We start from the raw sequence: 22,024 nt of genomic DNA, 5'->3' as shown, positions 1-22,024 counted from the left end.
GGAGGGGAATAAAAATGTCACGTCAACAGGTTCAATTGCCGGTCAGTTCACCACGTTTGCTTGCTTCGGCCATTGGTGTCGCCATCACCGCCGGCTCTGCTGGGCACATGGTCTTCGCCGCGGAAAAGACCGACAGCAAAGCTTCCGGCAATGCCATCGCTCTGGACGCTACCGCCATCACCGGCGAAGCGCAGGACTCGACGTCCTACCAGGTCGAAAAAGCCTCCTCGCCCAAGTACACCGCGCCGCTGGTCGACACGCCGCGCTCGGTCACCGTCATTCCGCAACAAGTCCTGAAAGACACCGGCGCCCTGAACATGCAGGACGCGCTGCGCACCGTGCCGGGCATCACCTTCGGTGCCGGTGAAGGCGGCAACCCGCAGGGCGATCGTCCGTTCATTCGTGGTTTCGACGCCCAGGGCGACACCTACCTCGACGGCGTGCGCGACACCGGTTCGCAGAGTCGCGAAATCTTCGCCGTGGAAAACATTGAAGTCAGCAAAGGCCCGAACTCCGCCATCGGCGGTCGTGGCGCAGCCGGCGGCAGCATCAACCTGGTGAGCAAGAAAGCGCACCTGGGCAATTCGTTTGATGGTGGTTTCACCTGGGGTTCCGACCAGACCCAGCGTTACACCCTGGACGGCAACTACCAGTTCAGCGACACCGCTGCCGGCCGCCTGAACCTGATGAGCCACGAGAGCAATGTCGCCGGTCGCGACAAGGTCGACTACGATCGCTGGGGTATCGCGCCGTCCCTGGCGTTTGGCCTGGGTACCGACACCCGCGTCAACCTCGACTACTACCATCTGGAAAGCAACGACACCCCGGACTCGGGCATTCCTTACACCATCCCGGCCGGTGGTTCGGCGGCACGCACCAAGTCCAACCCGGACAAGCCGTACGCCGGTGGTGATCACAGCAACTTCTACGGTCTGGATCGCGACTTCCGCAAGGGCCGCACCGACACCGCGACCTTCGCCATCGAGCATGACCTGAGCGACTCGCTGACCATCAAGAACACCCTGCGCCACGGCACCAGCATGCAGGATTACATCCTGACTCAGCCGGACGACAGCAAGGGCAACGTCAACAATGGCAGCGTCTGGCGCCGTGCCAACACGCGGGTCAGCAACACCGAGACCACCACCAACCAGACTGATCTGTTCGGCAATTTCTACGTCGCCGGTTTCAAGAACAGCTTCTCCACCGGTGTCGAATACACCCGCGAGGAAGGCCAGAAGTCCTCGTACAACGTCAACACTGACACCACGCCGCGCACCAGCGCCGCGACCACCAATTGCACCCCGTCGATGATTGGCGCATCGAGCGGCTACAACTGCACCTCGCTGTCGAACCCGAACCCGAACGATCCGTGGAACGGCGCGATCTCGCGCAACTACGCCGGCACCGACACCAAGGCCAACACTTACGCGCTGTATGCGTTCGACACCCTGGAGTTGTCCGAGCAGTGGCTGGTGAACATGGGCCTGCGTTACGACCACTTCGACACCGACTACAAGACCTACAACAACGCCGGCACCACCACCTCCAAGGGTGATGACACCAGCGAATTCGTCACCGGTCAGTTCGGCGTGGTCTACAAACCGGCACCGAACGGCAGCATCTACGCCTCCTACGCGACCTCCGCGACGCCACCGGGCAACACCCTCGGTGAAGGCCAGGAAGGCAACCCGCTGGGCGGCACCCCGGATCGCAACGGCAACCTGCTCAAGAGCGACATGGAGCCGGAAACCACCAAGAACTACGAAATCGGCACCAAGTGGGATCTGTTGAACGATCGCCTGTCGCTGACCGCTGACATCTTCCGCACCGAGAAAGAAAACGCTCGCGTACAAGTCGACACCACCTCCTACGAGAACGCCGGCAAGACCCGCGTGCAAGGTATCGAGCTGTCGGCTAGCGGCAAGATCACTGACAAGTGGCAAGTGTTCGCCGGCTACGCCTACATGGACAGCGAACAGGTGGACGGCGGTGACCTGCCAGCCAACAAAATCAACAACGGTAACGAGTTGCCCAACACGCCGAAAAACAGCGCCAGCCTGTGGACCACTTATCAGGTCACGCCGAAGCTGACCCTCGGTGGCGGCGCGTTCTACGTCGACGACGTCTACGGCAGCGTGGCCAACACCACGATGGTCGATTCCTATGTACGTTACGACGCGATGGCCGCCTACAAGCTAAGCAAAAACGTCGACCTGCAACTCAACGTGCAGAACCTGACCAACGAAACCTACTACGACAAAGCCTTCTCGACCCACTTCGCCAACCAGGCGGCGGGCCGTACGGCGCTGTTGAGCACCAACTTCCACTTCTGATGGATGCTTTAAATGTGGGAGCGGGCTTGCTCGCGAAGGCGATGTGTCAGTGAAATAGATATCGACTGACACGACGCATTCGGGAGCAAGCCCCCTCCCACAGTTAATGCAATCAGCAGATCCGGCCCCGTTCATTAGATTGAACGGGGCCTTTGTGCGTAATCAAAGAAGCTCTCGACAACCCACGGCATAATGCGCGCCGTGATGACAATTTTCGAACGGACAAGGCGAGCGACGTGTTGAAGAAAACCCTGTTCCAGTTGCACTGGTTTTTCGGCATCACTGCCGGGCTGGTGCTGGCCCTGATGGGCATTACCGGTGCCGCCTATTCGTTCCAGGACGAAATCCTGCGGGCGCTGAACCCGTCGGTGTTGCAGGTGGAAAAACAGGTCGCTGGCGTCCTGCCTCCAGTCGAACTGGTGGAACACATCGAAGCGAACTCCGGCAAGAAAGTCGGGATGCTCTGGGTCGAAACCGACAGCGGCAACGCCGCGCGCGTCTACTTCACCCCGCCCAAAGGCGAACGCCGTGGCGAGATGCGCTACTTCGACCCATACACCGGCGAGTTCATGGGCGACGCCGTGGGTCAGGACTTCTTCGGCCTGATGCTGCAACTGCACCGCTTTCTCGCCATGGGCGACACCGGGCGCAACATCACCGGCGCCTGCACCCTGATCCTGCTGTTCTTCTGCCTCTCCGGGCTGTATCTGCGCTGGCCACGCCAGTGGAACAGCTGGCGCGTGTGGCTGACCCTCGACTGGAAGAAAAAGGGCCGCAGCTTCAACTGGGATCTGCACTCGGTGGCTGGCACCTGGTGCCTGCTGGTGTATTTGCTGCTGGCGTTGACCGGGTTGTCCTGGTCGTACGAGTGGTACAACAAAGGCCTGACCAGACTGCTTTCCGATGCGCCGCAAAACGAGCGCGTGCGCGGCGGTCGCGGCCCGGCGCCAGAAGGTCCGGCACCGACCGCCGACTATGCGGCGATGTGGAGCAGCATCTACAGCGCTGCCGGCCCGGGCCTGTCGGCCTACAACATCCGCATGCCGCCAGTGGCCGGGCAACCGGCGACCGTGTTCTACCTGCTCGACAGCTCACCGCATGATCGCGCGCTGAACCAGATCACCCTCGACCCGGCCACCGGCGTGGTCAAACGTGTCGACCGCTACGCTGACAAGAGCTTCAAGGCGCAGCTGTTGACCAGCATTTACGCGCTGCACGTCGGCAGCTATTTCGGTCTGGCCGGGCGGATCATCATCACCCTCGCCGCCGTGTGCATGCCGCTGTTTTTCATCACCGGGTGGCTGCTGTATCTGGATCGCCGACGCAAGAAAAAACAGATTCAGGACGCACGCAAAGATCTCCAGCCATCGAGCGGTGATGCACCGGCATGGCTGGTGGGTTTCGCCAGCCAGAGCGGTTTTGCCGAGCAACTGGCGTGGCAGACCGCCGGGCAATTGCAAGCCGCCGGGTTGCCGGTGAAGGTGCAGCCGCTGGCGAACGTCAGCGCGCAGGATCTGCGTGAATCGAATAACGCTCTGTTCGTGGTCAGCACCTTCGGCGACGGCGAAGCACCGGACAGCGCGCGTGGTTTCGAGCGCAAAGTGCTGAGCAACGCTGCAAGCTTCGACGGCCTGAACTATGCGGTGCTGGGCCTCGGCGACCGCCAGTACCAGAATTTCTGCGGTTTCGCCCGACGCCTGCATCAGTGGCTGGGCGAGCACGGCGGCAAGACCCTGTTCGCCCCGGTCGAAGTCGACAGCGGCGACCCATACGCCCTGCGTCATTGGCAAACCCAGCTCGGACAGCTGACCGGGCAAGCGCCGGTCGACACCTGGCAAGCGCCGAGCTACGACAACTGGACGCTGGTCAGCCGCGAACTGATGAACCCCGACAGCAGCGGCGCGCCGGTGTACCTGCTGGGCCTGAGGGCGCCGAGCACCAGCAGCTGGCTGGCCGGTGATCTGGTGGAAGTGCTGCCGCGCAACTGCCCGTGGGCCATCGAACACTTCCTCGACGGCCTGGGCATTCGTGGCGAAACCACGGTGAAGATCAACGGCCTCGAAGAGCCACTGGAAGTCGCCCTCGCCAGCCGCCAGTTACCCGAGCATCGCGCGCATCTGGTCGGCCTGCATGCACAAGCACTGGTGGATGCGATGGTGCCGCTGGCCATGCGCGAATACTCGATCGCCTCGATTGCCGCCGACGGCGTGCTGGAACTGATCGTGCGTCAGGAACAACACAGCGACGGCAGCCTCGGCATCGGCTCCGGCTGGCTGACCGAACATGCGCCCGTGGGCGGCAGCATCAGCCTGCGCGTGCGGCGCAACAGTGGCTTCCACTTGCCAAACGAACCGGTGCCGATGATTCTGCTGGGCAACGGCACGGGGCTGGCCGGGCTGCGCAGTCTGCTCAAAGCGCGCATCGCCGACGGTCAGCAGCGTCACTGGCTGCTGTTCGGCGAGCGCAATCGTCAGCACGATTTCCTCTGCCGGGCGGAGCTGGAAGAGTGGTTGATCAATGGTGATCTGGCGCGGCTGGACCTGGCGTTTTCGCGGGATCAGGCGCAAAAGATTTACGTGCAGGATCGCCTGCGCGAATCCGCTGACGAACTGAAGAAATGGCTGGCTGACGGTGCGGTGATCTACATCTGCGGCAGCCTGCAGGGCATGGCCGCCGGCGTCGATCAGGCACTCAACGACATCCTCGGTACCTCCGAAGTCGAACGTCTGATCGAACAGGGCCGCTATCGCCGCGACGTGTACTGACTCAGCCAAAGAGCCCCTCACCCTAACCCTCTCCCGGAGGGAGAGGGGACTGATTGGGGGATGCCGGATAAATACGCCGACCTGAAGGTGATTCACCGATTCCATAATCGACTCGGTCTTTCAGGTCGATGTACAACTCGATACAACTCCGTAGGCTCCCTCTCCCCGAAAAAGAGGGGCGCTGATTGGGGATGCCGAATTACGCCGCTATGAAGGTGATTCACCGAATCCGTAATCGACTCGGTCTTTCAGGTCGATGTACAACTCGATACAACTCCGTAGGCTCCCTCTCCCTCCGGGAGAGGGCTGGGGTGAGGGTCCTCGTCTACAGTGAGATTTCCAGCCACTTCACAAGGATCGTGAAGCATGCAAAATCGCCTCACTCTCGCTCAGTTCGCCCGCCAGTTACGCAGCAGCCAAACCGATTGCGAACAATTACTCTGGCAAAAACTTCGTTCACGCCAAGTCGCCAATCTGAAATTCCGCAGGCAGTTTCCATGTCCGCCCTATGTCCTGGATTTTTACTGCGTAGAGCTGAAACTGGCGATTGAGCTGGATGGGGGTCAACACTATGAAATAGCGGGCTTGATCCACGATCAACGTCGGACGCTTTTCCTGGAACGTCAGAGCATTGAAGTTGTGCGATTCAGTAATCTCGAAGTAATGCAGCAGATGGATGATGTACTGGAGCAAATCACAAGAATTGCCGCGAATCGAAAAACACCCTCACCCTCCAAGCGGTCCGACATTTCGGGAGGGCCGGGGTGAGGGTTGTTTTTGATCTTCAAACTGGCTGCAATTTCTGCTCGAAAACCGCTACCCCATTCAAATCCCGCAACACCACACTCATCTCCCCGCTCTGCCCTTCGATGTTCACCTCACCAAAGAACTGAAACCCGGCAAACGGCGAAGCGTTCTGCGTGGGCGGGGCCTTCTGGAACACCACTTCCGGGCCGAAGGTCTTGTCCAGCGGATTAGGACCGAAACTCCCGGCATTCAGCGGCCCGGCGACAAATTCCCAGAACGGTTCGAAATCCTGAAACGCCGCGCGATCCGGGTGGTAGTGATGCGCCGCGCAGTAATGCACGTCCGCGGTCAGAAACACAAAATTGCGTACCTGTTGCGCCCGCAGAAAACCGAGCAACTCGGCGACTTCCAGCTCGCGTCCCTGCGCCGGGCCCGGATCACCGTTGGCCACGGCCTCCCAGCGCGCCACACCCGGGCTGACTTCACCGTCGGGCACGCCGAGGCCGATCGGCATGTCGGCGGCGATCACCTTCCACTGCGCCTTGGAGTGCTTCAAGCCACGCTTGAGCCAGTCCAGTTGCTCGCGCCCCAAAAACGGTTTGGCCGCGCCGAGGTTGTCGTCGTTGGCCCCGCGATAACTGCGCATGTCGAGCACGAACACATCGAGCATCGGCCCGTAGCTGAGCTTGCGATAAATCCGTCCGCCGCCGTCTGCCGCCTGCAAACGCATCGGCGAATATTCCAGCCAGGCCTTGCGCGCACGGCCGACCAGGGTGTGGATATCTTTTTCCTGATAACGCTCGTCGAGCTGCTTGCCCGGCGACCAGTTGTTGACCACTTCATGGTCGTCCCACTGCCAGATCTGCGGGACTTCGGCGTTGAAACGGCGGATGTTTTCGTCCATCAGGTTGTAGCGATAATTGCCGCGATAATCGTCAAGGGTCTGCGCGACTTTGCTCTTGGCCTCGGTGGTGAGGTTGCGCCAGATACGTCCACCTTCGGTGGTCAGTTGTGCCGGCACCGGGCCGTCGGCGTAGATGGTGTCGCCGCTGTGGATAAAGAAGTCCGGCAGGCGCAGGCGCATGGATTCGTAGATGCGCATGCCGCCGATGTCCGGGTTGATGCCGAAGCCCTGGCCGACGGTGTCGCCACTCCAGACGAAACGGATATTGCGCCGCGCCTTCGGAGCGCTGCGCAAATGGCCGAGCCACGGCTCGCTGGCGACGCCGGATTGTGCGTCCTTGAAATACACCCGGTAGAAAATCGCCTGATCAGGGGGCAGCCCGGTGAGTTCGACGCGGGCGGTGAAGTCGGTGCGCGCATCGGCCAGTGGCGAGACTACACGGCGCGGGTGGCGAAACTGGCTACGGGTGTCCCACTCGACCACCATCCGTGCCGGGCGATCGCTGCGGCTCCAGATCATCGCGCGGTCGCCTTGCAGGTCGCCGGACTGCACGCCGTCGGTAAGTTGCGGCCGATCCTTGACCGACGCGATCACCGCCGGCGCCAGCCCCGGCATCAGCAGCCCGGCACCGACCACCTGCATGACCCGCCGACGCCCCGGATTGAAATCGCTCATGCGTGTTCTCCCTGAAAAAAGGAAAACTTAAGCACGCTCACATGACCCGGAAATGACACCAGACACACCACACAACCCATGTGGGAGCGAGCTTGCTCGCGAATGCGTCCTATCAGTCGAAATCTTATTCGCTGACACACCGCTTTCGCGAGCAAGCTCGCTCCCACAGGGTTCTGTGGAGCCAGTTAAGCCTTCGCCGGTTCCAGCGCCAACTCAACGGCTTCCGGACGCTTGACCGTCGCATAGACAACGGCCGTCAACAGACTTCCCGCGACAATCGCCAGCAGATATAGCAACGCATGATTGATCGCATTCGGGATCGCCAGCACAAACAAGCCACCGTGCGGTGCCATCAGTTTGCAGCCGAAGTACATCGACAACGCGCCAGTCAACGCACCACCGGCGATGCTCGCCGGAATCACCCGAAGCGGGTCTTTCGCGGCAAACGGAATCGCCCCTTCGGAGATGAAACACAGCCCCAGCACCAGCGCCGCTTTACCGGCCTCGCGCTCGGTCTGGGCGAACTTGCGGCGGGCTATGAACGTGGCAATGCCCAGCCCGATTGGCGGCACCATGCCGGCGGCCATGGTCGCGGCCATCGGTGCATAACTCTGCGAAGCCAGCAGCCCCACCGAGAAGGCATACGCGGCTTTGTTGATCGGCCCGCCGAGGTCGACACACATCATGCCGCCGAGCAACACGCCGAGCAGAATCGCGTTGGTGGTGCCCATGCTGTCGAGAAAATGCGTCAGCGCCGCGAGCATCCCGGCGACCGGTTTACCGACCACGTAGATCATCACCAGCCCGGTGAACAGGCTGGCGAACAACGGAATGATCAGAATCGGTTTCAGCGCTTCGAGGCTCTGCGGCAACGCCACATAACGACTGATCAACTTGGCCGCATAACCGGCGATGAAACCGGCGACGATCCCGCCGATGAACCCGGCGCCCAGCGTACTGGCGAGCAAGCCACCAATCATCCCCGGCGCCAGGCCCGGACGGTCGGCTATCGAGTAAGCGATGTAACCGGCGAGCAGCGGCACCATCAGCTTGAACGCGGTTTCGCCGCCGATCTGCATCAGCGCTGCCGCCAGCGTGCCCTCTTCCTTGAACGCGGTGATGCCGAAGACGAACGACAAGGCGATCATCAGACCACCGGCCACCACCATCGGCAGCATGAACGAAACACCGGTCAGCAGGTGTTTGTAAACGCCGGTTTTCTCTTGCTTGGCCGGCGCCTTGCCGTCGCTCGCAGCGCTCTCCACCTGAGCTTCGGCGAGGGCTTTTTTCAGCGTCGCTTCGGATTGCTTGAGGGCAATGCCGGTGCCGCAACGGTAGATTTTCTTGCCGGCAAAACGCTCGGTGGCGACTTCGATGTCGGCCGCCAGCAACACCACGTCAGCCTCGGCAATCGCCGTTGCGCTGAGCGGGGTTTTCGCGCCGACCGAGCCTTGGGTTTCGACGTGCAGTTCATAGCCCAGACGCTTGGCCGTCTGCTGCAACGCCTCGGCCGCCATGAAGGTGTGGGCAACACCCGTCGGGCACGCAGTGATGGCGACGATGCGTGGCGCACGTGGCGCAGCGGCAACCGGGACGGCTTCGCTGGCGAGGTAAACTTCGGCCTCTTGCGCACCACGGCGCAGCACCGCTTCGACATCCTGCAGCGCTTGCGCCGGGGCGATGCGGAACACGCGCTTGCCGACGAAACGGCGCATGTCGACATCACCGGTGGCGACCAGCAACACCCACTCCGCCGCTTCAATGGTGGCAGCCGACAATTCGCGCTCCGGGTGCGCCGCATCGACCACTTCAACGCTGGTGCTCCAGCCCTGACGCTGGGCCGCCGCGTCCAGCAGACGGGCGCACAGCACACTGGTGACCATGCCGTTCGGGCAGGCCGTGACAATGGCTAATTTCATGACAAACCCTCTTATTGTTCTGTCAGGGGACGCACGCGTACGCCCTGTTCGAGCTGCGCCAGTTGCGCCGCATCGTTGATGCCGAAACCGATCTGCGTCACCGCCATCGCGGCAATCGCCGTGGCCGTGCGCAGGGTCTGCTCGGGCGTATCGGCACTGAGCAGACCGTGGAGCATGCCGGCCAGCAACGAGTCACCGGCACCCACTGTGCTGGCGACCGTAACCTTGGGCGGCGAGGCATGCAGCGCCGAGCCGACGCTGAACCAGTTCACACCGTCGGCACCGTGGGAGATCACTACGTGCTCGATACCCTTGGCGTGCAGGCACGCCGCAGCCTGAGCTTCGGCGGCGTGCGAAACCACATCGCAATCGAGCGCATCGGCGAGTTCTTCAGTATTCGGCTTGATCAGCCACGGACGCCCTTCAATGGCCGCGCGCAAAGCTTCGCCACTGCTGTCGAGGGCGACTTTCAGGCCGAGACCGTTCAGGCGTTCGATCAACTCGCGCAACCATTGCGCGCTGACGCCACGCGGCAGACTGCCGGCGACCACCACCGCGTCATGCCCCGGAGCGATCTGCAGCAGACGCTCAAGCAACGCCTGCTGCGCCGTCGCGTCGACCACCGGCCCCGGGCCGTTGATGTCGGTGATGCGCCCGTCGTGCTCGGCGACCTTGATGTTGCTGCGCGTCTCCCCCGGCACGCGAATGAACGCATCGACAAAGCCGCGCTTGGCGAACAGGGTTTCGAAGGCTTGCAGATTGTCTTCGCCGAGAAAGCCGCTGACCGTCAGTTGATGCCCGAGGTCTGCGAGTACCTGGGCGACGTTCACGCCTTTGCCGGCGGCGTGGGTGTGCATCTCGTCGCTGCGGTTGACCTGACCGGCCTCCAGGCGTGGCAGCTCGACCGTGAGGTCCAGCGCCGGGTTGAGGGTCAGGGTGAGAATCTTGGCCATTACAGGGCCTCCACTAATGCACGCACTTCGTTCGCGCTGCCCACGGTGAGGGCTTGTTGAGCAAGGGTTTGCGCCTGGTTCAGGCTGAGTTCGCGGATGCGCGCCTTGACCTCGGCGATGCTGCGCCCGGACACGCTCAGCTCATCGACACCGAGGCCGACCAGCACCGGCACCGCCAGCGGATCTGCCGCCAGCTCGCCGCACACGCCGACCCATTTGCCATGGGTATGCGCGGCGCGCACGGTGATGTCGATCAGTTGCAGCACCGCCGGGTGCAGGCCGTCAGCCTGGGCCGAAAGCGTCGGATGACCACGGTCGATGGCCAGGGTGTATTGCGTCAGGTCGTTGGTACCGACGCTGAAGAAGTCGACTTCCTTGGCCAATACCGGCGCCAGCAATGCAGCGGACGGTACTTCGATCATGATCCCCAGTTGCAAGTCCGCGACCGGGATTTCCAGGCGCAGACGCTCGGTCATGTCGCGGGCCTGACGCCACTCTTCAACGCTGCCGACCATCGGGAACATGATCCGCAGCGGACGGTTGTCCGCCGAACGCAGCAAGGCGCGCAGCTGCGCTTCCATGACCTGCGGACGCTGCAAGGTCAGGCGAATGCCGCGCACGCCGAGGAACGGGTTTTCCTCCTTGGCGATCGGCCAATATGGCAGCGGTTTGTCACCGCCGACATCAAGGGTGCGCACCACCAGCGGCCGCCCGGCGAGGCCGTCGAGAACGCGACGGTATTCGGCCTCTTGAGTGGCTTCGTCTGGCGCTTGCGGGTGAGCCATGAAAATCAGTTCGGTGCGTAGCAGGCCGATGCCCTCGGCACCCTGCTCCACTGCGGCGGTGACACCGGCGCTTTCACCGATGTTGGCGAACACTTCCACGGCGTGACCGTCAGTGGTGTGCGCCGGTTGATGGCGTTGTTCGGCGGCAGCCTTGAGACGCTGCTCGCGGGTGTCGCGTTCTTCGGCGGCGCGTTGCAGGGTCGCGGCATCGGCGTCGACGTGCAGGCGACCGCGCTGGCCGTCGAGCAGCAACGGCGTGCCCGGTTCCAGCAGCAACACCGCAGCGCCAGCTCCGACCAGCGCAGGAATCCCGAGAGCACGGGCGACGATTGCACTGTGCGCGGTGGCGCCGCCGCGCGCGGTGAGAATCCCCGCTACCCGCGCCGGATCGAGCCGCGCCACGTCGGATGGGCCGACTTCGTCCATCACCAGAATGTATGGCTGCTCCGGCTCGTTCGGCGTCTGCACACCACAGAGTTGCGCCAGCACCCGGCGCCCGATGTCACGCAGGTCCGCCGCCCGCTCGGCGAGCAACGCGTCCTGCAGCGATTCCTGTTGTTTGGCCGCTGCTTCAATCACCGCCATCCACGCCGCTTCGGCGCTTTCGCCTTGCTTGAGACGGGTGTCGACTTCGTCGGTCAGTTCCGGGTCGTCGAGCATTTCCTGGTGGGTGATGAAAATCTCGCGAATCGCCTTGGCCTTGCTGCGTTCGATCAGACCCTGAATGTCACGGCGCACATCGCTCAACGCTTGCTTGAGGCGCTCGCGCTCGATGGCGGCGGACTCGCCGCGCAACGGGTAATCGATAGCCTGTTGCACCTGAATGTGCGCCGGGCCGATGGCGATGCCCGGTGCAGCAGGGATCGCCTGCAACTGCGCGCCGGACGCCGGGGCGATCAGCACTTCGGCGATATCGGCGATGACTTCGCGTTGCTGACTCACGGCCGGCAGCGGTTCGACTTCTTCGCCGAGGCCTTCTTCGATAGCGGCCAGCAATGCAGGCAAGGCGTCAGCAGCGATGCTCGGTTCAGCGATCAACTCCAGCACCTGACCACGACGGGCGCCGAGACTCAGCAGCTTGCTCAAGCTTTTTACCGACACGGCGCTGTCCGCGCTGTCGACGATGCGCACGCGGATTTCACCGTCGAAACTCTTCGCCAGTTGCGCAAGGATCTTCGCAGGGCGTGCATGCAGACCGTGGGCGTTAGCCAGGGCAATACGCGCGCTCGGCCAATCGGCGGGCAGTTCGCCGCCGAGCACTTCGAGGACTTTGCGGCTGCTGGTGGCGCGGCCCAATTCATGGCCGCGCCCTTCGATGAGCAGCGCACACAGACGTTCGAGCAGCGCCTGATGCGCCTCACCCAGACTGGCCAGACAGAACAGACCGCTGAGCGGCTGCCCGAGGTAGCGCATCGGTTTGTCCGGGGTGACGAACGCCAGGCCCGGCCGTTTCACGGTTTGCTCGCTGTGCAGCCACCACAGGCCATCACCCAGCGGCAGCGCTTCGACTTGCTGCAACACGCCGGCAAAACCATTGCTCACACAATCGGCCTGACGCAACAGACGCGCGCCACGCCAGACCAATTCTTCGAAATCGTCAGCCGACACGCCGAGGCCGATCATCTGCGCATCCAGCGCCAACTCCTGCGGCGCGCCTTGCAGCAGTTTCAGCAGCGCTTCCGGCGAGCTGGCGCGACGCAGGGCCTGACCCAGATCGGTCTCGCCGAGGGCGCGGGTCAGCAGTTGCAGCAGGCGCAGGTGTTCGTCGGATTTGGCGGCGATGCCGATCGCCAGATAAACGATCTGGCCGTCGCCCCAGTCCACACCCTCGGGAAACTGCATCAGCCGCACGCCGGTGGCGAACACCTGATCGCGGGTCTCGGGCGTACCGTGAGGGATGGCGATACCCTGGCCGAGAAAGGTCGAGCCCTGGGCTTCCCGGGCCTGCAATCCAGCGAGGTAGCCATCGGCGACCAGGCCATCGGCCACCAGATGATGGGCAAGCAATTGCAGGGCGGCGGGTTTATCCACAGCCGATTGGCCCATGGATATCTGCTCTATAGTGAGCTCGAGCATGCGATCTCCTTTTTGGCACATGGATGCGCCAGGATATTGTTTTGAATGGTCACAGCTTAGGCGCTGGTCAGCCTGCTTTTCAGCGGCAGTTTTGGCGGTTTCACGGCAGAACCGGCCAAAGGCGTCTAAAACGTAGAAAATACGCTTGCTGAAACGTTTAATCTAGATTGATCGGCACGTTACTCGATAATGTCTCATCCTTGAAGTCCAACTTGTCGGATGCGCTGCGACAATAGTCGTCTGCCCGAATCGGGTAGGATTGGCGAAAATGTGGCGGCAAGCTCGAAAAAACAAGGAAATCCCGGGTTGAAACTCAGTGATATCGCGCGGTTGGCCGGAGTGTCCGTGACCACCGCCAGCTACGTCATCAACGGCAAGGCCGAACAGCAACGCATCAGCAACGCCACGGTCGAGCGGGTGCGTGCGGTCGTCGAACAGCACGGCTTCACCCCCAACCCGCAAGCGGCCGGGTTGCGCAGTCGGCACACCCGCACGTTGGGTTTTATTCTGCCGGACCTGGAAAACCCCAGTTACGCGCGGATCGCCAAACTGCTGGAGCAAGGCGCGCGGGCGCGGGGTTATCAGTTACTGATTGCGAGCTCCGACGATGCGCCGGATAGCGAGCGCCAGTTGCTGCAACTGTTCAAGGCGCGCCGCTGCGATGCGCTGATCGTCGCCAGTTGCCTGCCGGCCGGTGACGACAGCTACCGCCAGTTGCAGGCCAAGGGCCTGCCGATCATCGCCATCGACCGGGTCATGGAACCGGAGCACTTCTGCTCGGTGATCAGTGATGACCGCGAAGCCAGCCTGCACCTGACCCAGAGCCTGCTCGATCCGCAGCCGAAACAGATCGTGCTGCTCGGCGCGCGTCCGGAGCTGAGCATCAGTCAGGAACGTGCGGCCGGCTTCAAGCAGGCACTGGCCGACTTCAAAGGCGAAGTGCTGATCGAGCACGCCGAGTCCTTCAGCCGTGAATGCGGCAAGCAACTGATGGAAGAACTCCTGCAACGCCTGGGGCATTTGCCGGATGCGCTGGTGACCACGTCCTACGTGCTGTTGCAGGGCGTGTTCGATGCGCTGCATGATTTCCCGCTCAAATCCCGGCCGCTGCGCCTGGGCACCTTCGGTGACACGCAGTTGCTGGACTTCCTGCCGCTGCCGGTCAACGCCATGGCCCAGCAGCACCAGTTGATCGCCGACAAGGCGCTGGAACTGGCGCTGGCCGCCGTCGAGCAATCGCAATACAAGCCTGGCGTGCAGGCCATCGCCCGTACCTTCAAGCAGCGTATTCATCGGGACTGAACCGTGGAGCTGATCGACAGCCACACCCACCTCGACTTCCCCGACTTCGACGCCGATCGCTCAGCCTTGCTCGCCGAAAGCCGCGCCCTCGGGGTGCGGCGGATGGTGGTGCTGGGGGTTTATCAGGGCAATTGGCAACGGGTGTGGGAGCTGGTGCAGAGCGATGCCGACCTGTACGCGGCATTCGGCCTGCATCCGGTGTACCTCGATCAGCATCAACCCGAAGATCTACGCGCACTCGGCGACTGGCTGACGCGGCTACGCGGCCATCGGCAACTGTGTGCGGTGGGCGAGATCGGCCTGGATTACTTCATCGAAACCCTCGACCGCGAACGCCAGCAGGCGCTGTTCGACGCGCAGCTGCAACTGGCGGCAGATTTCGAACTGCCGGCGCTGATCCACGTGCGCCGCAGCCACGCCGCGGTGATCGCCACGCTCAAGCGCTTTAAGCTCAAGCGCGCGGGCATCATCCACGCGTTCGCCGGCAGCCGCGAAGAAGCACGCGAATACATCAAGCTCGGTTTCAAACTGGGTCTGGGCGGCGCGCCAACCTGGCCGCAGGCGTTGCGCATGCATCGGGTGCTGGCGGATCTGCCGCTGGATTCGATCGTGCTGGAGACCGACTCCCCGGACATGGCCCCGGCGATGTTTCCCGGAGTACGCAATACCCCTGCGCACTTGCCGGCGATCTGTGCAGCACTGGCCGAGTTGATGAATGTCAGTGCAGAACGACTGGCCGCCGCCAGCACCGCCAACAGCTGCGAAGTGTTCGGCTGGTAATCAGTCGCCGTGGGCCTTGGCCGCCTCGAGGATCAGGGTCATGTGCTGGCGATGATGAACAAAACGCAGCAGCGCGAAGTACACGAAAAGCACGATCAGTGATGCATTCAACTGTTCCGTCACGTTGAGCAGCCCGATCCATTCCATGACCAACGCCACCAGCAGCGCGGTGCACACCGTGACTGACGCGCTGAAGCGCAGCAATCCGAGAGAGTCGAGAGATTTGAAGCGTTTGATCTGCACCGGACAGCGCAACTCCAGGGTTTTCTGGCAGTGATTGCAGGTAAACGGTTCATTGATTGCGATGGCATTGAGTTGCCAGGGTTTGAGCACCTGCGTGGTCTGGCAATGAGCACAACGGCCCTGAACTCCCAGGGTTACAACGGACATTCGCGGCCTCCTCAGCGCAACTAACTGATCAGGGATACTGGCTCAATAATGACGAAAAGCCAGCCGCCGGAAGAAAACAGGAATTGGCTTACAAGCGTAAGCATCAATGCATTACAAAATGTTCTGACATCTGCCCTGCTCCAGCCCTGTGGTGAGGGGATTCATCCCCGATGGACTGCGCAGCGGTCCCTGATCACTTACAGGCTTGGGAGGACGCTATGCGTCCCATCGGGGATGAATCCCCTCGCTACAGGATCTTCCGCTGCGTCAGGACTTAGACGCGGAACGCGCTGATCAGTTGTTTCAGCTCCACTACCTGCGCTGACAGTGCCCGGCTGGCGTCCTCCGTCTGGTGCGCCCCTTGGGCCGTGCGCTCGCCGGCGCGATTGATCTCGACGATGTTCTGGTCGATGTCATGGGCCACGGCGGTTTGCTGCTCCACGGCGGCGGCGATCTGCTGGTTCTGATCGACGATCATGCCTACCGCGCCGAGGATGTTTTCCAGCGCCTGCTGGACCTTTTCCGACTGCCCGACCGTGCCGTTGGCCATCTGATGGCTAACGCCCATGGCCTTCACCGCAGCGCCCACGCCGCCATGCAGCTTGCTGATCATCTGCTCGATTTCTTCGGTCGATTGCTGGGTGCGCTTGGCCAACGTACGCACTTCGTCCGCCACCACCGCAAATCCCCGGCCCTGCTCTCCGGCCCGGGCGGCTTCGATGGCGGCGTTGAGCGCCAGCAAGTTGGTCTGCTCGGCAATGCTCTTGATCACTTCCAGCACGCGGCTGATCGACTGGCTGTCGCTGGCCAACTGGTTGATCACCAGCACCGATTGATCGATCTCACTGGCCAGCGCAGCAATGCTGCCCTGCTGCGACTCCACCAGTGTGCGACCGCTAACGGTTTCATCGTTGACGCTGTGCGCGCTGCTCACCGCTGCCGCTGCGCTGCGTGCAACTTCCAGCGAGGTCGCCGACATCTGATTCATCGCGGTCGCCACTTGCTCGATCTGCGTGCGCTGCCCGGCCACCGCCTGATTGCTTTGCGCGGAAACAGTTTCCACCTGCCCGGCCTGGCGTTCAACCTCAGCCACGGTCTGCCCGACTCGCTCGATCAGGTCATGGATTTTCCTCACGGTGCCGTTGAACACCTCACCCAGCTCGCCGAGTTCATCGCGACTGTTGGCCTTGAAATTGACCGTCATGTCACCGGCCGCGACCTTGTCCATCATCGCGCCCAGGCTCTTGAGCGTGGTGCGGGTCGAGGCGTAGAACCCGCCGTAGAGATAGAAAATCAGCACGAACACCACCGCCAGCGCCACCGCCTGCAACACCATGTGCGTGCGGTTTTGCGCCAGGCGCTGCTGCAGTTGGGTATCGAGAAATTTCAGGGTCGCGTCATTGAGCTGGTAGGTCTGAGCCATCAGCCCGGAGACCTGATCGTAGAACGCCTGCCACGGGGTATCGAGGGTCTCGGCCACCACGACTTTCGCCTCAAAAAGTTCGCTGGCCTGCTTGAGCGAAGCCTTGCTGCTGTCGGCCGGCGCGCTGAGGCTGACGCGCGCGGCCTGGCTGGAGTCGAGGGCGTCCTGCAGTTTCAACGCGTATTCAGCCTGGAGCTTTTCGATTTGCGCCAGCAACTCGTCGAAACGGCTGCTCGACGAACTGTTGAGAAAGCCCTGCCCCAACGAATACGAACCGATGGCCCGACCTTCGCCGAGAGTCTGGGTCACGGCCGGAGTGATATTGGTGAGCAGCTCGCTGAGCTGGCGGATGTCGCTCTGGCTGTCGCGGCTCAGACCGGCCTGACTGGTGACGATCTGGCTGAAGATCTGCGCATTGCCGAGCAGTTTGCCGATCATCGCGCTTTTGCTTTGCAGGGAGCTTTCCGCCTGTTGAGCCTTGAACGCGCTGATCATTTCATCGCGTTTGCCGTCGAACAGTTTGATCTGCTCGGGATCGTCGGTCATCGCCTGCAAACCTTGCAGGCGCGCCAGCACGGATTGCTCCAGGCTGCTGATCTGCGCTTCGAGGTTGTCGGCTTTGCCGGACTGGCCGAGGGTGACGTTGATCTGCACCAGATTGTTCAGCGTTTCCAGATCCCGGCGCAGGCTCAGGCTGCTGCCCAGCAGGTCGAGGCTCTGCAATTCGACCCGGGTGCCCTGGAATTCGCGATAGGAATCGCGCACCAGATAAAAATTGGTAACCAGCATTGGCACCAGGAACAGCACGCTGATCAAGCTGAACTTCATGCCGAAGCTCAGACGGTTCATCAGCGAGACGGCGGGATAGAGCAAGCTCTTCACTGGAAGTCTCCCTTGGCTTTTCTTGTTTTTATTGGCAGGCGCGGGGCGACAGCAGATAGCCACTATCGGGCGCTGTCTCTGTATAGCTCAAATCGGGGAGAGGTTTTGTAACTTAAGGTTAACGACTACGCTGCGCCGGTCACTGACCTGTGGCGAGGGGATTTATCCCCGATGGGCTGCGCAGCAGCCCCATTAAGATATTGGGGCCGCTGCGCGCCCCATCGGGGATAAATCCCCTCACCACAATGAATTTCACGGGCGAGTATCAGTGGATCAAGACTGTCCACAAGGCAAACCCGGCATACCACAACACCGCCGCGCGCAGCAGCAGTTCCCACAGGCAATCGAGGGTGTTGATGCCTTCAGGCCCGACCACCGGCGGCGGGATCTCACCCGCTGCCAGCCCGACCTTGTTGATCAGCTGCGCGGCGCTGATGTTCCAGTTCAGCAGCTCATGCAACATCACCCGGCTGACCGCGACGAAATTGCCGACCAGAGCCAGACTGGCGGCGAGCAAGCGCACTGGCAACCAGTCAAAGGCGTGACGTAACTGTCCGGCACGTTCGGCGAGCGCCGGGTTCTGGCTGTGTTCTTCCGCCAATGCGAGCAAGCGATAAGCCAGCGCCGCGACCGGACCGAGCACGAAGTACCAGAAGATCACCGCGAAGAAACTTTGATAGGCCTGCCACAACAGGTGCCCTTGGACCCGATCCAGCAATTGCTCACCACTGTCGGCACAGATATCCAGATCACGCTTGGCCACATGCGCGGCGGCTTGGAGGTCTTCGCGACGCCATGCGTCACGAAACGGCCCGAGACCGCCGAGCAGATCACCGCGCCCCAGCGCATAAATCACCACCAGCAAATGCACCGGCAAGGCCAGCAAGCCGTACGCAACGGGTTCCAGTACCACCAGCAACAAGCCGAGCAGCGCCACCGGCAGCAACACCAGAATCGTCAGCACCAGCCATGGTCGCTGGGCCAGGCGCGCGCTGGTTTCGAGTTTGTGCAGTTCGCGGATCCATCCGCCATCGCGTTGAACCCGATGGCGCAGGGCCGAGAATTTCTCGATCCAGACCGCCAGCAGTAACACCAGAAAACTCATTGTCCTTCCTCTTGTGCCAGGGCTGCGCGGTAACGCGCCCAGTCGAATGCCGGGCCAGGATCGGTCTTGCGCCCGGGTGCGATGTCGCTGTGCCCGCAGATACGGGCGCCGGTGATAGCCGGAAATGCTGTTTGCAGCTGACGCGTCAACGTGATCAGCGCCTGATACTGCGCATCGGAAAAGGGCAGATCATCAGTGCCTTCGAGCTCGATGCCCACGGAAAAATCGTTACAGGTTTCCCGGCCTTCGAACATCGACACGCCAGCATGCCACGCCCGCTCAAGACAGGAGACAAACTGGGTGACGCTGCCGTCACGTTCGATCAGAAAATGCGCCGAGACGCGCAGGTCGGCAATCCCTGCAAAATAGGGATGCTCGGTGACATCCAGACGATTCTGGAAAAATTCCTGCACCTTGCCGGTGGCGAACTGCGCCGGCGGCAGGCTGATGTTGTGGATCACCAACAGGGAGATTTCGCCCGCAGGGCGTTCATTGAAGTTGGGCGATGGGCAGACCTGTACCCCGTGACACCACCCGCTAGCGGGATCCAACTGCATACCGATTCCTTCAACGCCGACTGTGTTGGCGCCCAGTATGCCGTGATCGGGCCCCGGCGCGCGATCACTTGCCGCGATTGAGTCGCCGCAGATTGCCGAGCACCGACTCCAGCGCCCGATCGAACAGCAAGGTGTCATCCAGCGCCCGCACCGCGCCACGGCGGAACTCGAGGGCCAGATCGACGCGGCTGCGCTCCAGCACCTTCATCCCGGTGCGGTCGACGAACACGTATTTGCCGGTGGCTTCGATGATCGCTGCCAGCTTGCAGCGCAGGTTGTGCTCGTCATCTTCCTGGAACGCCACCCAACTGCCCAGGCGCAGTTGCTCCAACTGACGCAGCCCCGGGTCGTCATGCGCCAGGCCGCTGGCATTCACGCCGATCGCGCCCTCGTCGGCGCTGCGCAGGGTGATGTGCTGCGACACCTCCACCAACGCCGGCGCATCGGCCGGCGGCTGCTCGGTGAGCGGTTCAAGCACACGCACATGCAGCGCTTCCAGCTCGCTGAAAAAATCGCTGGTGGCGAACGGATCAAACGCCGAACTGCTCAGGCCATCACGCAATGATTTGAGCAAGCCTGGCACCAGCGCCAGCAACTGCAGATCGGCGTCCACCTCGTCGTGACGCTGCACGCTCCAGATCAATTGCTCCATGGTCTGCACATCGGCCTGCCACTCAGCGCAGTGGTCGCCATGTTTGAGGCAGGTCAGTAGCAGCACTTTGCTCCACGCATCACGCACAAAGGTCACCACCGACGGCGGCAGGACTTTACCCAGCAACGCCTGGTTCAGCACATGCTCGACTCGCTGCCGAGCCAGTTCGGTTTTCGCCCGCCCTTCCTCGGCATCGCGCAAACGCTGTTCGAGCAATTCACTGCGCCGCCGTTCATCACTGGTGAAGGCCAGGAAATCGGCGAGCAACTCGGAGAAAATTGCCGGGTCGTCGACGAAATCACTCAACAGGCGCTGCACCACTTGTTCAATGCGCAGATACAGGCTGTCACGCGCCTCGCCATTGCAATCGCCCCAGCCCATGGCGGCATCGGCGATTTCGTTGAGCAGGCGCCGCGCCGGGTGGCTGCTGCGGCTGAAGAAGCTCTTGTCGAGTACTGCCACCTTGAGCATCGGAATCTGCAAACGCGCGATCAACGCCTTGAGCGAATCCGGCAGGTTACGGTCTTCGAGGATGCAATCGAAGACCATGGCGATCAGGTTGATCACGTCTTCATCCGCGCCGTCGACAATGCGTGATTTGCCGCTCCTCACGCTGACCCGCGTCAGCAGCTGCTCAAGCTGATTGCGCAGATCGAAATCGTCCTGCGCCGCCAGTGCCGGGACGTATTGCTGCAAGTGTGAAAGCAGGCGCAGTAGATCGCGGGTGCTGATCGGTTGCGCCGCCGCACTCGGCTCCAGGGTCGGCGCGACGCTGCCGCGCACGTGCAGCAGCAGTTCCTGCAACGCGGCGAAGACTTCCTGCACGCCTTCGTCGGCGGGCGCGGGTTCGTCACTCTCTTCGCTGCTGATGCTTGCTGCCGCACGCTCGATTGCGCGGCGTGCGGGGGCCGGTTTCAACTCAGGCAACACGCCGGTGGCGACCAGCAATTGATTGGCTTCGGCATACAACTGCTCGGTATCGGCCAGCACGTAGCGTTCGAACAGCTTGAGCAGGATCAGCTTGACCTTGATCTCCACGCCCAGGTTACGTCCGGCCTGCAGAAAGAACTCGCAGAGCATCGCCGGGCCGAGCGGGTTGTGATGGTTATCGAAATCCTTGCCCAGCAACACGTTGAGCCGCGCAGTCAGTTGATCAAGAGCAAAGCCATCACGCTTGAGCACCCGCCCGACCATTGTCTCGACCGCCACGCTGCGCTCCATGTCATCGGTACGCGGTGCCGAATCCTCGAATATCAGCGTGCCGGACAATGTGGGTTGCACGACTTCGTATTGAATCAGCGCGACAAAGGCTTCGAAGAATTGCTCGAGAAAACCCCGTTCGATGTTTTTGCGCTTGAGGCGCAGGTCGCGCATGGCTTCGAAAAAGATGTTCTGCTCGACATCGTTGCGCGCTCGGTCGGCCATTTCGAACAGGGTGTCGTCGGCATTATCGAACAACTCCTGCAAACCGTGGCGCAGTTGCTGGGCGGCCTTGTCGCGGACCTGAAGCAGAATCACAGGCAGGCGGGCGAGCGGCGAATGATTCGCCTGATCGGTAGCGGCCTTGTGCAAAGGCACTACATTCCCGTCGTTGTGCATCCAAGCCTCCTGAAACGGTGATTCCACTGGGCAGTTACCGCGCAATTCCCTGTGGGAGCGGGCTTGCTCGCGAAAGCGGTGTGTCGTTCGCCAAAACTGTCACTGACAAACCGCTTTCGCGAGCAAGCCCGCTCCCACATCGGCGTCAAAGCCATGACGTCAAATGCAAGGCGG

The 22,024-nt window shown here is 62.0% G+C and carries 14 protein-coding genes; 5 read left to right on the top strand and 9 right to left on the bottom strand.

Features of this window, described 5'->3' with window-relative positions:
- The first annotated feature begins 14 nt into the window (after nt 1-14).
- The 3 genes from ACOYXI_RS23430 (at nt 15) to ACOYXI_RS23420 (ending at nt 5,869) form a co-directional block, all read left to right on the top strand.
- Nucleotides 15-2,336: a TonB-dependent receptor gene (locus ACOYXI_RS23430; RefSeq protein ID WP_096795326.1), complete on the top strand. Its 2,322-nt coding sequence runs from the start codon at nt 15-17 to the stop codon at nt 2,334-2,336.
- A 236-nt stretch (nt 2,337-2,572) separates the two neighbouring features.
- Entirely contained in the window at nt 2,573-5,101 is a 2,529-nt protein-coding gene (locus ACOYXI_RS23425) for a PepSY domain-containing protein (RefSeq protein ID WP_461675354.1), read from the top strand.
- Between the two features lie 366 nt (nt 5,102-5,467).
- Nucleotides 5,468-5,869: an endonuclease domain-containing protein gene (locus tag ACOYXI_RS23420; protein ID WP_461675353.1), complete on the top strand. Its 402-nt coding sequence runs from the start codon at nt 5,468-5,470 to the stop codon at nt 5,867-5,869.
- A 16-nt stretch (nt 5,870-5,885) separates the two neighbouring features.
- Here the strand turns inward: ACOYXI_RS23420 and ACOYXI_RS23415 are convergent, their stop codons facing one another.
- The 4 genes from ACOYXI_RS23415 to ptsP all read right to left on the bottom strand — a co-directional run bounded on the left by ACOYXI_RS23415 (nt 5,886) and on the right by ptsP (nt 13,160).
- Nucleotides 5,886-7,427, bottom strand: coding sequence for an alkaline phosphatase D family protein (locus ACOYXI_RS23415; protein WP_098967171.1), 1,542 nt, complete (start codon nt 7,425-7,427; stop codon nt 5,886-5,888).
- Between the two features lie 185 nt (nt 7,428-7,612).
- Nucleotides 7,613-9,346: a PTS fructose-like transporter subunit IIB gene (locus ACOYXI_RS23410; RefSeq protein WP_134785418.1), complete on the bottom strand. Its 1,734-nt coding sequence runs from the start codon at nt 9,344-9,346 to the stop codon at nt 7,613-7,615.
- Between the two features lie 11 nt (nt 9,347-9,357).
- The gene (pfkB, locus tag ACOYXI_RS23405; protein WP_282412201.1) at nt 9,358-10,299 is read right to left on the bottom strand and encodes a 1-phosphofructokinase; all 942 of its coding nucleotides are present in this window, start codon (nt 10,297-10,299) and stop codon (nt 9,358-9,360) included.
- Nucleotides 10,299-13,160 carry a phosphoenolpyruvate--protein phosphotransferase gene (gene ptsP / locus ACOYXI_RS23400; protein ID WP_461675352.1) on the bottom strand — a complete coding sequence of 954 codons (2,862 nt, stop codon included), beginning with the start codon at nt 13,158-13,160 and terminating at the stop codon, nt 10,299-10,301. Before ptsP ends, pfkB begins: the two co-directional genes overlap by 1 nt.
- Before the next feature lie 306 nt (nt 13,161-13,466).
- Here ptsP and cra point away from each other — a divergent pair, with 306 nt between their 5' ends.
- Both cra and ACOYXI_RS23390 read left to right on the top strand, forming a co-directional pair.
- Nucleotides 13,467-14,462, top strand: coding sequence for a catabolite repressor/activator (cra, locus tag ACOYXI_RS23395; protein WP_134785415.1), 996 nt, complete (start codon nt 13,467-13,469; stop codon nt 14,460-14,462).
- A 3-nt stretch (nt 14,463-14,465) separates the two neighbouring features.
- On the top strand, nt 14,466-15,242 hold the full coding sequence (locus ACOYXI_RS23390; RefSeq protein ID WP_097090477.1) for a TatD family hydrolase: 777 nt from the start codon (nt 14,466-14,468) through the stop codon (nt 15,240-15,242).
- On the opposite strand, the gene ACOYXI_RS23385 is transcribed toward ACOYXI_RS23390, so the two are convergent.
- The 5 genes from ACOYXI_RS23385 to ACOYXI_RS23365 all read right to left on the bottom strand — a co-directional run bounded on the left by ACOYXI_RS23385 (nt 15,243) and on the right by ACOYXI_RS23365 (nt 21,850).
- Nucleotides 15,243-15,632: a hypothetical protein gene (locus tag ACOYXI_RS23385; RefSeq protein WP_135294939.1), complete on the bottom strand. Its 390-nt coding sequence runs from the start codon at nt 15,630-15,632 to the stop codon at nt 15,243-15,245.
- 274 nt (nt 15,633-15,906) lie between these two features.
- Entirely contained in the window at nt 15,907-16,611 is a 705-nt protein-coding gene (locus ACOYXI_RS23380; protein WP_432431704.1) for a methyl-accepting chemotaxis protein, read from the bottom strand.
- A gap of 1,591 nt (nt 16,612-18,202) precedes the next feature.
- Entirely contained in the window at nt 18,203-19,042 is an 840-nt protein-coding gene (gene ampE, locus ACOYXI_RS23375) for a regulatory signaling modulator protein AmpE (RefSeq protein WP_098967162.1), read from the bottom strand.
- Nucleotides 19,039-19,599, bottom strand: coding sequence for a 1,6-anhydro-N-acetylmuramyl-L-alanine amidase AmpD (gene ampD / locus ACOYXI_RS23370; RefSeq protein WP_027610787.1), 561 nt, complete (start codon nt 19,597-19,599; stop codon nt 19,039-19,041). Before ampD ends, ampE begins: the two co-directional genes overlap by 4 nt.
- A gap of 64 nt (nt 19,600-19,663) precedes the next feature.
- Nucleotides 19,664-21,850, bottom strand: a complete 2,187-nt coding sequence (locus ACOYXI_RS23365; protein WP_461675351.1) for a DUF1631 domain-containing protein — start codon at nt 21,848-21,850, stop codon at nt 19,664-19,666.
- Nucleotides 21,851-22,024: the final 174 nt, after the last annotated feature.

The organism is Pseudomonas sp. G3-19, assembly GCF_054855875.1.
The sequence above is the reverse complement of the archived record's forward strand: the minus strand, read 5'-3'. Positions and strand labels throughout refer to the sequence as shown.